This is a genomic window from Agarivorans sp. 1_MG-2023 (assembly GCF_030548385.1).
Lineage (GTDB): Bacteria > Pseudomonadota > Gammaproteobacteria > Enterobacterales > Celerinatantimonadaceae > Agarivorans.
The window spans coordinates 17,227-29,756 of record NZ_JAUOSJ010000009.1 but is presented as its reverse complement, the minus strand read 5'-3'; the positions used below and the strand labels follow the sequence as shown (position 1 = coordinate 29,756).

15 protein-coding genes are annotated in these 12,530 nt (G+C 44.2%); 7 read left to right on the top strand and 8 right to left on the bottom strand.

The window, feature by feature from the left end; genetic code table 11:
- Positions 1–116: 116 nt before the first annotated feature.
- The 3 genes from Q4592_RS13955 to Q4592_RS13945 all read right to left on the bottom strand — a co-directional run bounded on the left by Q4592_RS13955 (position 117) and on the right by Q4592_RS13945 (position 3,167).
- Entirely contained in the window at positions 117–1,712 is a 1,596-nt protein-coding gene (locus Q4592_RS13955) for a BCCT family transporter (RefSeq protein WP_303514107.1), read from the bottom strand.
- A gap of 361 nt (positions 1,713–2,073) precedes the next feature.
- Entirely contained in the window at positions 2,074–2,751 is a 678-nt protein-coding gene (locus tag Q4592_RS13950) for an LrgB family protein (protein WP_303514104.1), read from the bottom strand.
- On the bottom strand, positions 2,751–3,167 hold the full coding sequence (locus Q4592_RS13945) for a CidA/LrgA family protein (protein ID WP_137671486.1): 417 nt from the start codon (positions 3,165–3,167) through the stop codon (positions 2,751–2,753). Before Q4592_RS13945 ends, Q4592_RS13950 begins: the two co-directional genes overlap by 1 nt.
- A gap of 92 nt (positions 3,168–3,259) precedes the next feature.
- On the opposite strand from Q4592_RS13945, the gene Q4592_RS13940 reads away from it, so the two are divergent.
- Positions 3,260–4,270: a 2-hydroxyacid dehydrogenase gene (locus Q4592_RS13940; protein ID WP_303514099.1), complete on the top strand. Its 1,011-nt coding sequence runs from the start codon at positions 3,260–3,262 to the stop codon at positions 4,268–4,270.
- 86 nt (positions 4,271–4,356) lie between these two features.
- Here Q4592_RS13940 and Q4592_RS13935 read toward each other — a convergent pair whose 3' ends face one another.
- Both Q4592_RS13935 and Q4592_RS13930 read right to left on the bottom strand, forming a co-directional pair.
- On the bottom strand, positions 4,357–4,623 hold the full coding sequence (locus Q4592_RS13935; RefSeq protein WP_303514096.1) for a hypothetical protein: 267 nt from the start codon (positions 4,621–4,623) through the stop codon (positions 4,357–4,359).
- Positions 4,624–4,734: 111 nt separating this feature from the next.
- Positions 4,735–5,634 carry a LysR family transcriptional regulator gene (locus tag Q4592_RS13930; RefSeq protein WP_303514093.1) on the bottom strand — a complete coding sequence of 300 codons (900 nt, stop codon included), beginning with the start codon at positions 5,632–5,634 and terminating at the stop codon, positions 4,735–4,737.
- Between the two features lie 122 nt (positions 5,635–5,756).
- On the opposite strand from Q4592_RS13930, the gene Q4592_RS13925 reads away from it, so the two are divergent.
- The 4 genes from Q4592_RS13925 (at position 5,757) to Q4592_RS13910 (ending at position 9,747) form a co-directional block, all read left to right on the top strand.
- Positions 5,757–7,664: an alkyl/aryl-sulfatase gene (locus Q4592_RS13925; protein WP_303514091.1), complete on the top strand. Its 1,908-nt coding sequence runs from the start codon at positions 5,757–5,759 to the stop codon at positions 7,662–7,664.
- A 71-nt stretch (positions 7,665–7,735) separates the two neighbouring features.
- Positions 7,736–7,996 (top strand): hypothetical protein, encoded by a 261-nt coding sequence (locus Q4592_RS13920; protein WP_303514089.1) that lies wholly within the window; start codon positions 7,736–7,738, stop codon positions 7,994–7,996.
- Between the two features lie 122 nt (positions 7,997–8,118).
- Positions 8,119–8,445: a hypothetical protein gene (locus Q4592_RS13915; RefSeq protein ID WP_303514088.1), complete on the top strand. Its 327-nt coding sequence runs from the start codon at positions 8,119–8,121 to the stop codon at positions 8,443–8,445.
- Positions 8,446–8,577: 132 nt separating this feature from the next.
- On the top strand, positions 8,578–9,747 hold the full coding sequence (locus tag Q4592_RS13910) for a DUF1624 domain-containing protein (RefSeq protein WP_303514085.1): 1,170 nt from the start codon (positions 8,578–8,580) through the stop codon (positions 9,745–9,747).
- 90 nt (positions 9,748–9,837) lie between these two features.
- On the opposite strand, the gene Q4592_RS13905 is transcribed toward Q4592_RS13910, so the two are convergent.
- Positions 9,838–10,221, bottom strand: coding sequence for an ester cyclase (locus Q4592_RS13905; RefSeq protein ID WP_303514082.1), 384 nt, complete (start codon positions 10,219–10,221; stop codon positions 9,838–9,840).
- Between the two features lie 58 nt (positions 10,222–10,279).
- Entirely contained in the window at positions 10,280–10,642 is a 363-nt protein-coding gene (locus Q4592_RS13900) for a cupin domain-containing protein (RefSeq protein WP_303514079.1), read from the bottom strand.
- A 264-nt stretch (positions 10,643–10,906) separates the two neighbouring features.
- Between Q4592_RS13900 and Q4592_RS13895 the strand changes: the two genes are divergently transcribed.
- The gene (locus tag Q4592_RS13895; RefSeq protein ID WP_303514076.1) at positions 10,907–11,401 is read left to right on the top strand and encodes an ATP-binding protein; all 495 of its coding nucleotides are present in this window, start codon (positions 10,907–10,909) and stop codon (positions 11,399–11,401) included.
- Positions 11,402–11,531: 130 nt separating this feature from the next.
- On the opposite strand, the gene Q4592_RS13890 is transcribed toward Q4592_RS13895, so the two are convergent.
- Positions 11,532–11,894, bottom strand: a complete 363-nt coding sequence (locus Q4592_RS13890; protein WP_303514074.1) for a VOC family protein — start codon at positions 11,892–11,894, stop codon at positions 11,532–11,534.
- A 194-nt stretch (positions 11,895–12,088) separates the two neighbouring features.
- Between Q4592_RS13890 and Q4592_RS13885 the strand changes: the two genes are divergently transcribed.
- Complete coding sequence (locus Q4592_RS13885; protein WP_303514070.1) at positions 12,089–12,424, top strand: zinc ribbon domain-containing protein YjdM; 336 nt, start codon at positions 12,089–12,091, stop codon at positions 12,422–12,424.
- Positions 12,425–12,530: the final 106 nt, after the last annotated feature.

Below are 12,530 nucleotides of genomic sequence, written 5' to 3'. Positions count from 1 at the left end.
TTAATGTTGCGCTTAATACCAAGACTAACGCGCTGACACGAACAGTGGTAAGCAGTTCTAGGTGAGGGGATATCTCTAACTTACCGAGATATCCCCTTCTAGAATGCGAAGCACTTTTAATCTCGGGCTAGTAGAGGTTGCTCGACTTCTGAATATAGGCCTTTCACTAAACTGATACAGCCTATTACCAAGATAACCGCAAACGGTAGCGCGGCGATGATGGTGATTGACTGCAGCGCCTGAACGGAGTCGGTACCACCGATCCACAACATCAACATAGCAATAAGAGCAGAGATAACCGCCCAAAAAACCTTCTGTATAATTGGCAATTCTAGCTTGCCTCCAGCTGTCATGCTATCAACGACGATAGAGCCAGAATCTAGAGTAGTAACAAAGAATACGATGATCAGTGCGATAGCAATGATTGATAACATATTGCCCATTGGGTAAGCATCGAGCATGTAGAACAAACTTAATGAAACATCGGCAATGCCTTGATCAGCACCTAGCAGCCCAACTTTATCTATGATTTGTTGAATAGCGATACCGCCAAAAAAGGACATCCAAGCAGTTGTAACTGCGGTAGGAATACACAATACACACACTAAGAATTCGCGAACTGTTCGCCCTTTTGAAATTCGCGCAACAAACATACCGAACAATGGCGCATAAGCTATCCACCAAGCCCAGTAAAATACGGTCCAGCCATGTAGCCAGGTAGTATCGTCACGACCAGAGTTTTGACTTAGGGGAATGATGTTTTTCACATACCCGACAAGGCCTGTCATTAATGAGTCGAAGGCAGTGGTGAAGTTTAGAAGGCCAAGAACACCAAGGAATACAAAAGCTATAATCATGTTGATGTTGCTCAACAGTTTTACGCCGCCGTCCATGCCTCTAATGATGGAAACAATGGCTAGCCCCATAATTGTTAGAATAATGGCTATTTGAAGGAAAAGGCTGTTATCAACACCAAATACATGGCTGATTCCACTTGCTGCTTGCGAGCCACCTAGACCAAGTGAGGTAGCAAGGCCAAATAAAACAACCAATACCGCCATAACATCAATAAGGTCACCAATTCTTCCCCATACTTTGTCACCAAGCAGAGGGTAAAAAATGGAGCGAATTGAAAGTGGCAGCCCCTTGTTATACACAAAATACGCTAGACACAAGGCTGTCATTCCGTATATTGCCCAAGCATGAAACCCCCAGTGGAAAAGGGATGCGCCGAGCGCTAGTTCACGACCTTCTGGTGTAAAAGGCGCGACATCTAAGGGTGTACCAAACCAGTTGGTGTAGAATGCCGTAGGTTCGGCTACCCCCCAAAATATAAGTCCAATCCCCATGCCTGCAGCAAACAACATGGCGATCCACGAAACCGTGGAATAATCAGTTTTGGCATTATCACCACCTAATCGAATTTTCCCTAAAGGGGAAAAAGCGATACCAATAGCAAAAATCAATATGATGTTTGCGCTCCACATGAAAACAAAATCGAATTTGGATAAAGCTGCAGCTTTAACGGTATCAATAGCGGCCTTTGCTTCGGCGGGCGAAAGGATAAGAAGAGCGACAATAAATAGAATTGATAAACCCGCTGAAGCAATGAAAACGGAGTTATGTACATCCATACCCCACTTGCTTATGTTGTCTTGACCAACTTCATAGTCAGTTGAGTTTATACTGTATTTTTGAGATTTAAATTGCATAACGAAAAGTTTACTTATTCTGGTAAAGGAATAAGAAGACCGCCCCCTGTTGATTGGTAATAATTAGGTTTCTAACCCTCATAAATAGGGTTAAAAACAACAACCTTACGGCGTGATTCGTGTTCAGAACTTAAACTCTAAACGCAAGCCGACAACCCTAGCATAAACGCGAAACCTAAGAGGTGACCTAGAACAGTGTTCATGGCAAGTATTGTCTTACTTAAATTGACGATGTTAGGCAGTAAATCTCTGAGATTTTAGATGGACTCATTGATGTCCAAAGGCCTGTTGCACCAATCGCTTGGGCCAACAGGCTTTTGTCCAAAAAACCTAAAGGCATCGGGGTGTTATTAAGGTTAATTTAAGCAAACAGCGGCACAATTAACGGACAAAGTAAGGCGCTAAATGTTGCGCTTAATACTAAGGCTAACGCGCTGTATGCGCCGTGTTGGTGGCCTTCTTCAGCAATACGTGCGGTGCCTAAAGCATGGCAGGCAGTACCCATAGCAATGCCCTGCGCTTTACTTGAATGTACCCCACATAGTTTTAATACTGGAATACCAACCACCGCCCCCACCAAGCCGGTAATCAGAACAGCAATGGCGGTTAATGCTGGCTCACCCGCCACTTGCTCACTAATGAGCACCGCAATTGGTGTGGTAACCGACTTGGGTGCTAGTGAGGCGGCTATTTCCGGCGAAGCACCTACCATTAACGCCATTGCTACCGTTGAGCTAATAGCGACAGCAGCCGCTACCAGTATGGTTATCGCAATACGTGGTAACTCTGACTTTATCTCATAAAGCTGCTTGTAAAGCGGCACACCTAAGGCCACCACTGCTGGCTCTAATAGCTTACTTAGCCAACCACTGTATTGGTTGTAGTCGGCAAAAGGGATACCTAAGGCCAGTAAGGCTATAACCAAAATAGTTAGGGTAATAAGAACCGGATTAAGCCAGGTAACAGAAAAGCGCTGCTGAAAATGCTTAGCGGCAATAAATAAGGCAATAGTGAGCGGAAGATAGAGGAAGTTAATCATTATTTAGCATCCTCATTTACCGCTGATTGCTGGGTATTATTTGAGTCGCTTTTTAGCTCCCAATGCTGGTAAAGCTTACCAATTACCACTAACAATATTAAGGTAGCGAAGGCACAGGTGACCAACATTGCCGGCAGCGCCTGTAATAAAGTTTCAATGTGCTCCACTAAGCCGATGCTAATAGGCACAAACAACAGGGACATCCAGCGCACAAACTGATTAGCGGTACGCTCTACCCAGGCCAGCTTTACCCAACGGAGTTGCAAAGCTGTAGTAAGCAGCAACATACCCATAATGCTTGCAGGGAGAAGGTTTCCGCTAAGTTCGCCCAGCCAACGACCAAGCCATAAAGCGGCATAAATAACCAATAGGCCGGAGGCAATTTCTAGAACAGCTGATTTCTGAAACTTTCTCATAACTTCTGTCGACTTTTGTTATTCAATGACGCTATTATGTAATAAAATTACAAAACAAGCTATCGTTAGCTACTATTGTTTTAGGAGCCGCTATGAAGATCAGTTTTTTCAGCGCTAAGCGCTACGACCGTGACCATTTTGATGCCCAAAATACTTCTTCAGCCATTAGCATAGAATATTTCGACATCGCCTTATCTGCTAAAACGGCGCGTTTAGCGCATGGCGCAGATGCAGTATGTGCCTTTGTAAACGATGACCTGTCGGCAGCAACCTTAGAAGAGCTGCACAATCACGGCATTAAACTGGTATTGCTACGTTGTGCCGGTTTTAATAATGTTGATTTGGACAAAGCAGAACAGCTAGGCATTACCGTTTCTCGAGTACCAGCCTACTCGCCAGAAGCGGTGGCCGAACACGCCATAGCATTAATGATGACGCTAAACCGCCGTATTCACAAAGCCTACCAACGAACCCGCGATGCCAACTTCTCGTTAGAAGGGTTAACCGGCATGAACATCTTTGGTAAAACCGCTGGGGTAATAGGTACCGGCAAAATTGGCTTGGCAACTGCGCGTATTTTAAAAGGCTTTGGCTGTAAAGTTATCGCCTTTGACCCTTACCCAAACCAAGCAGCAATTGATTTGGGTATTGAATACGTGACCATGGCAGAGCTTTTGGCACAGTCACAAATCATTAGCTTGCACTGCCCGCTTACTGCCGAAAATACTTATTTAATTGGTAAGTCTGCCTTTAGCCAAATGCAAAAAGGCACCCTGCTTATTAACACGAGTCGCGGCAAGTTGGTGGATTCTACCGCCTGTATTGAAGCGCTAAAAGATGGCACCTTGGGCGGCTTAGCTTTAGATGTATACGAGCATGAAAAAGAACTGTTCTTTGAAGATTTGTCTGCTGAAGTGATCCTTGATGACGTATTCCGCCGTTTGTCGGCTTGTCATAACGTTATCTTTACTGGCCACCAAGCCTTCTTAACCCAAGAAGCCTTGCAGAGCATTGCCGACACAACTTTGCTTAACGTAAAAGCATTTAGCGAAGGCCAACGTAGCGGAAATGAAGTCACCGCTGAAGTGATAGATAACAGCTAACGCGCCAAACGCGACGACACAAACCGAAAAACAAAAGGCAGCACAATAAGTGCTGCCTTTTTAGTTATTAGAAAAGCATGTAACGGCTAACCTGCTGTGCGTTCATCTTTGCGCTTGCCGCTATAAATACACATGGCCGAATTATAGTCGTTGTAGGCAATCGCATAATTAAAATCACAATAATAAGTTGGCTCTTTAGTGGCAATGGCATCGCCGGCTTTACACTGATTTTCTAAGCCCTCTACCAATGAGCCGCCTCGTGACCCCATACAAGCTTTGCCAGTGGGAGTCGCTTGAGAATTGCATCCGCTTAGTGCCAATACACCGATGATTAATAGTACTGCTTGTTTCATTAAAATCCCTATTTATCAAATAAAAGCCGCACTACTTTAGCAACAAACTTTCTTTGTAAATAGAAACTAAATCAATAAGTTAAGCGAATGATTAAAGCGTACTCAATCGGCTCATGTCTGACCCGACAACAAGCATTGATCTCTTAACCAGCGATGCGCAGGGTCATTAGTACGTGAAGGATGCCAATACATGCTCACCACTATTTGTGCAGGCAAAAAGTTTGCATGTAAGGGCTTTAAGCCAAAGTGCTGGCAATGCTGAGAGGCTAATCGCTCAGGTAATATGCCCATGCAATCACTTTGGGCAATAAGCGGTAACATGTCCATAATGCCGCTCGCCTGCCAGGCAACCCGCCTCTCTGTTAGGCCCGCTATTCCCATGTCACCAAGGTAACCGAATTTTTGCTCCGGCTGGGAGTGAATGACATGTTGCTCACTCAAATATTGCTCTAGATTAATTTCACTACCACTTATTCTTGGGTGCTGCGCTCTGCACACCACCGCTAACTTATCTTGCATGACCACTTGCGAGCGTAAATTGGGGTAGCGGTTTGATTCAGCTTCAATCAGCAAATCACATTGATGGGTGCGCAATAAGCTGATCATATCCTGCCCAAACAAAGGTTCGGTTTTTACCGAGGCCAACGGAGCTTGTTCAAATAAGCGCTTTGATAACTGCGGAAATAAAGTGAAGCTGAATACGCTTAAAGCCGCAATAGTAAACTGGCGTTGGCATTTAGCCGGATTAAAGTGGCGTTGCTCTGGCAACATATGAGCAATACTTTCTACCGAGTTGGCCAAGGCAGGGTAAATATCAATGGCATACGGAGTGGGCTCTACACCGTGGCTACCGCGAGTAAACAAGTTGTCTTTAAAAATGTCGCGTAGGCGAGTCACACTCTGGCTCACAGCCGATTGGCTAATGCCCAAGCGTTTAGCTGCCTTACTGTAATTTCGTTCTTCCACTATCGCCACAAAAGTAGGAATGAGACTGTAGTCTGAATGTTTCATAAGTTAAGAATTCTGCTTTTTGCTCATCAACTATTAGATATCTTATATCACATATCAGCAAAGCGATAATGCTTTGGCGTAGCGTAGTGCCAACTTAAACGTAAACAAGGCCTAGCTTCGATATGAAAAAAACAAGCATTGCTTTATCTGTACTTATTGCCTCTGGCTTAGCAAACCTAGCGGTTGCGGGCGACAACCATAGTCACCGTTTTGATGGCGTAGAAATTACCATTCCTACTCTTTCACACGATTACTACTTAGGTGAAGACTCTGGTGCAACTCACTACTGGCATGGTGAAAACCAAGACATGAAGTGGATCCCTACCGGTGGCAACGATGCCTTTGATGCTAAATCAGACAAAGTTCACCCACAGTTAACTGCACACTCGCAGAAAATGGATAAGGGTTTATTTGCATACCAAGATAAGTACTTTCAAGTTTACGGTTACGGCTTAACCTCTCCAATGATCGTTGACGGTACCGACGGCCTAATCATTCTTGATCCGGTTGAGTCAGTAGACAAAATGCAAGACGTAATGGCTGATTTCCGTAAAGTAACTGGCAACAAAAAGCCTGTTGCAGCTGTTATGTACTCGCACTGGCACCCAGATCACTACGCTGGCGTACGTGGTATTGAAGGCGCAGAAGACGCCTTAATTATTGCTCACGATACCTTTATGACTAACGTTGTTAAAGGCTCTATGGGCGGTACTGGTCCAGCACTTGGTTTCCGCGTTGACTACTCATTAGGAACTCTACTTAGCGTAGAAGAAGGTGGCCGAATTAACGGTGGCCTAGGTCCAGATTTTGAAATTCGCGAGCACAGCCTTATTGCCCCTAATACTCTAGTTGAAGGTTTTAACGGCGTATTAGAGATGGACATTGCTGGTGTTAAGGTTGAGTTCAAACACGTTCCTTCTGAAGCATCTGACGAAATCACTGCCTACTTCCCAGAAGCTAACTTACTGTTTGGTTCTGAAGTAATCCAAGGCGAAAGCTTCCCTAACTTGCACACCATTCGTGGCACTAAATACCGTGACCCAAGCATTTGGTTCCCTGGTATCGACGTACTTCGCGAGTACCAAGCAGAAACAATGATGTTATCTCATGGTCGCCCAGTGGTGGGTGCTAAGCACGTAGACAACACGCTAACGGCTTACCGAGATGCGATTCAGTTTACTTACGACCAATCAATTAAAGCGATTAACAACGGCTCTACTCAAGAAGATTTGATCCGTGAAATTAAGTTGCCTAAGCACCTAGAAAACCACCCATGGTTAGGTGACTTCTACGGTTCTATTCGCCATGCAGCTAAGCAAATCTTTGTAGGTGAAATGGGCTGGTTTGATGGTGACCCAACAACACTAAACGCGACCTACTCGGTAGATGCGTCTCAACGCTATGTTGAGATGGTGGGCGGCAAAGCCAAAATGATGAAGTTCGCTATCGACGCATTTGACAATGGCGATTACCAATGGAGCGCAGAGCTTACTACTCACGTCATTCGTGTAGATCTTGATGACATGCAACCTCGCCTACTTAAAGCTAAAGCTTTACGTGAACTAGGTTACCGTGAAACCAATAACAACTGGCGTAACTGGTACCTAACCTCTGCTCAAGAGTTAGACGGTACCATTGATTACTCGAAGAAAATCAACCTTCAAGCCCCTGATTTAATGGCTGAGTTTGAACCTTCGCAACTTGTTAACGCACTTCGCTTTAGCTTAAACGCCGAGCGCAGCGCCGACCAACACTTCACCATTGCGTTTAACTTCTCAGACACTAAAGAAGTTCACGCACTAGAAGTTCGTCGCTCTGTGGCGCAATTCCACAAGGGCTATAACGGCGAAGCGAAAGCAACAGTTAACCTTACTAAACCAGTATTCCTAGGGTTATTAGTAGGTAAAGTAGATTTTGCTGAAGCAGTGAAAGCGGGCTACATCACCTTAGATGGCGACGCAGCAACCGTTCCTGCATTCTTTGGCTTGTTAGACAAACCAGCAGAAAACCCAAAAATCACTTTGCGTTAATCGCTTAAACAGTGACTTAAAGAGCGCCTTTGGCGCTCTTATTTATTTCAATCACATCCCCAGAGGCTAATATGAGAAAATATCTGCTCGTTGCATTTATCGCACTAAGCCCGATAGCCAGTTACGCCTGCAGCCACGACATGTTGTTTTCGGCACCACACATGCACAATCACGAGGCCTTGGTAGACGCGTTAAATCAATCTCAAGGTAAGCAGCCTAAACCTTTTGATTTAAATGCATTGCCCGCTAAGCCCTCTAAAAACCAATTTCAGGCGAAAGGTTTTCGAAAACTACCGGGTTACAAAATGCCCAATGCGAAAGCAAAAGCGTAAATACCGATTATTCAACAGCTTAGTAAAGCTTAAAGTAAGCCAATGAAAAATTGCTTACAACCTCCAGTTTTGGTAAAAAGCTCTGCTATATCCACAAACTACCGACACAAATACACTAAAACATGTTTCAGCATCGTATTTTATCTATAGCGCTTATTATTTGGACAGTGGGTTTAGGCCAAACCACTAGTCTATTGGCGCTTGCCGAGTTAATGCATGAAGCAGGTCACCATTCCCATGTAAACAGTGGCAGTGTAGAGCAGCATAAAAATGGCCAATGTCACTCGCAATCACTATTACACTGCTGTGCTATAAGCATACTCGTCAGCCCACCCGCTCAACGAGTAGAGGCCAACCATTTAGACATTAGCACTGCCCAAACAACCTTCTACTCCCCATTATTTAGCCAAGGGAAAAGCATTCGCGCGCCCCCGGCTCTTTTTGTTTAAGCATTTACGACTACGCTTAGTGCTTTAATGAAGATTTAAGCAAGCTTACTTATTCGGTAGCTAGCGCTTGGCTAGGGCGAAGTATTCGCCCAGTAACAATGGCTGAAGCCGAACACAAAACGAAAAGAATGAATGAACACACACACAGTGACTCCCCAAAACAACACAGTTAAAGGGCCAAGACTCGCCTCCATCGACATAATGCGCGGTTTGGTCATGGTATTTATGCTGCTCGATCACGTACGCGAGCGCTTTTATTATCAGCATAAAATCACCGACCCTATCACCCTAGAAGATACCGAAGCAGAGCTATTTTTCACCCGTATCTTGGCTCACTTATGTGCGCCAATATTTGTGTTTCTTACCGGTGTTTCTGCCTGGCTCTATGCAAACCCCGCTAACAAACCACCGCGCTCTGCCCAGCAGTTTTTGTTAAAGCGCGGGCTATTTTTAGTCCTGTTAGAAGTAACCTTAATTAACTTCTCTTGGTTTGGTGCCTATAACGCCCTTTACCTGCAAGTTATTTGGGCGATTGGCGTAAGCATGATTACCCTAGGTTTGCTAAGTAAACTGCCACACAAGTGGATTGCCGCCTTAGGTCTAGCCATTGTATTTGGTCATAATAGCTTGGAGTTTATTCAATTTTCTCCCGGTGAGTGGGGTTACAGCTTATGGACTATTTTGCACGACCGTGGGCCACTTTATAGCAGCGACTCATTTACTGTGTTTGCCTCTTACCCTGTGCTGCCGTGGATTGGTGTAATACTGTTGGGTTATGCCATTGGCCCTATATTTAGCCGTCGCTTTAACAGTGAGCAACGCCAAAGTAAGTTAGTAAAACTGTCAATACTGGCATTGAGCTTAATGCTAGTGTTGCGTGGATTTAATATTTACGGTGAAGACTTGCCGTGGCAAACAGGTGCAACTTGCTTAGATAGCGTGATGTCATTTCTAAACTTCACCAAATACCCGCCGTCTTTAATGTTTATATTGCTCACGCTAGGCATCGCCTTAAGTTTGTTAGCGTTATTTGAAAAGACCCAAAATAAACTCACAGACGCGCTAAAAACCTATGGTTCAGCGCCGATGTTCTTCTACATATTTCATTTATACATATTATTGATTGGCTACAAGCTAGCCATGTGGGGGATTGGTCCGAACGCTGGAGATATATTTGGATTTGCTGCGCTTTGGCAAGTGTGGTTGCTCACTGCCATACTGGCTGTGTTGCTGTACTTCCCTACTCGCGCCTTTGCTCGCTATAAACATGCCAGTAAACAAGCTTGGGTAAAATATCTGTAAAATCGCAGCCGTTAATTCGGCTCGCTTGCGCTAAATGACCAATAAGAAAGCCGACTCACAAGTCGGCTTCTCTTTAGTTGCAGCAGTGCCCTAAAACATACTATTGCCATTGGCAGAGCCTTCTGGCACTTGTTGAATACTGTCCCAGTGTTCCACTATTTTACCGTTTTCATCAAAGCGGAAAAAATCCATAGTCACATATTGATCGTTACCCGGCCAAGTTTGATGAGTGTGCAACGCAACCATGTCGCCCTCGGCAATAGTGCGCAAAAATCGAATCTGTTTGTCGGGGTAGTCACGTTGCATTTCATCAAAATAATCAATGAAACCCTGCTTACCATTAGCCACTGCCGGATTGTGTTGAATGTACTCATCACCCACATACCGCTCAACAGCTTTTGCTGGCTCACCTAAATAAGCCATTTGGTAAAATGTTACTGCGTTCGCTTTGTTTTGCTTTAAAAGGTTACTCATGGTTTTCCTTATCCTGCTAAAGGATCTTCACTAAATATAGTCGTTCAGCCAAAAGTTCTTAGCTGGCTTGGCTGGGGAAAGACACTTCTAATACTAAACACTCTTGCTCACACTTAAAGGGACCGTGACGCTCACCCGGTGGACGGCTTGCATAATGACCAGCCTCAAGCCACATATCAAAGGCCTCATCAAATAAACGCCCAGAGATAATATAAATCTCTTCTGGGTAAGTATGCGACTTTCCACCAAAGACTTTGGTATCAGCCCCAGCCTTAAAGCGAGTTAAACGTGTGTAATCACCAGTTTCATTATCCATCGCTAAGGTAAGCTGTTCTAGCTGGCCTTCACTTCCGTCAATCTCTTCCCATTGGCCGGCATTGCTCTTCGCCAGTACATTCCAATATTGAATAGTGCTTTTCATCTATGCTCCTGAATTCTTAGATGGTGACCTTAGTTACTCTTAAAGATAGCGGGCTTGCTTAGTCACGCAACAACGCGAACGCGCAGAGAAAAACAAACCATCAATGTAGTGTTTCCGAGAATTAATCTCTTGGGCTTACAAACGATATAAGCCGTTTAAAGATGCCTTGACAAAGGCTTACACCAATACAATATGCTTAAGTCATTTATGCGCTAAGATATTTGCTTAGCAAAGCGCGATTCCTTATTCAGAGGTTGAAATGACATGGCAAGATTAATTTTAGTTTGTGGCCCTACAGGCGTGGGTAAAACCACCTATGCACTTTCTCTCGCGAAAGAAATAGCGGCCATCAGGTTTTCTATTGATCCGTGGATGCAAACGCTGTTTGCTAAAGACATGGCCAGTCTTGATTTCGAATGGATGATGGAAAGAGTAAACAGGTGCTCAGAGCAAATTTGGCAGGTAAGTGAACAAATATTAGCTATAAATGGAAACGTTATTTTAGATCTTGGGTTCACCACCAAGGATCAGAGAGATGTTTTTGCTAATCGCGCTAAAGAGCTTGGTCTAGCTGCTGAGATTCACTATTTGCACGCACCTACAGATACGCGTAAACAACGTGTCGATAAACGAAATATAGAGAAAGATCCGGCGGTTTATGCTTTCGAAGTAACTGACATGATGTTTAACTTTATGGAACCTAGATTTGAGGTGCCAGATGAAGAAGAACTCAAAAATGGGCGCAAGATTAGTACTTAGCAAATTGCTTAAACGAACGAATGGCAGTTGACCTCCGCTTTGCGACTATAGCCAAGCGCGGTGTTCTACTTAGGCAATGCGTAACTCGCATTCCGTTACGCCACCAACACCCCTTATTTTTGGGACTCATTTAATGGGTAAAGATGCGAATACGGTGTCCATCTGGGTCAACAGCCACAAAGTTAAATCCAAATACCGATGCTTCTATTTCTTGAGCGAATTCAATACCTTTACTTTTCCATGTTGAGAACAGCTTATCGAACGTCTCTTTATCAGCAATGGGCATTGAAAGCTCTGTACCACCACCTTTTACTTCGCTTTTAGGTGTTAGATCAGTCGTTTGCTTCAAAGTGATTTTTACATTGTCAGCAAAATCCAAGGCTGCAAATGTTGGTGACAGTAAGCTTGGTTCACAGTCAAAGGCTTTCGCGTAAAAATCCATGCTGTCTTGAACATCACTCACATAAAGTACAAACGAATCAATCGTAAACATATTTAGCCCGATAAATGCTTGGTGTAGTGTGAAGTATATAGGCTTACGGTTTTGTAGCAAATGTATATATGAAAGGTCAGTTAGATGAACCGTCTGGGGGAAAGAGCAAACTAAGAAACAACAACGTCTATACTCGCACTCAATGCCATTGCAACGTACCATAGCGTTTTATTCACATTCAGAACTTATAATAGATGTCATTTCCACCTTGCCCTAATTGCCACTCCGAATATGTTTACCAAGATCAAAGCCAGCTTGTTTGCCCTGAGTGCGCCTATGAATGGAATCCCAAAGAAGTAGCCGAAGCGGAAACAATTATTGTAAAGGATGCAAACGGAACCCTGTTGTCTGAGGGTGACAAAGTGACTTTGGCCAAAGACTTAAAAGTAAAAAGCAGTTCATTGGTCCTCAAAATTGGCACCAAAGCGCTGGTTAGACGCATTGTCGACGGCAAAGACCATCAATTGGACTGTAAAGTTGATGGCGCAGGAGAAATGATGATTACCGCGCAGTTTGTGAAGAAAGCCTAGCAATCTAATAAACCTTTGCGCTACTACCCGCGTGGCTCGGATTGATTCAATCTTTAATACCTGCGTACATTAGAAACAATAAAGGCCTCAATCGAGGCCTTTGCTA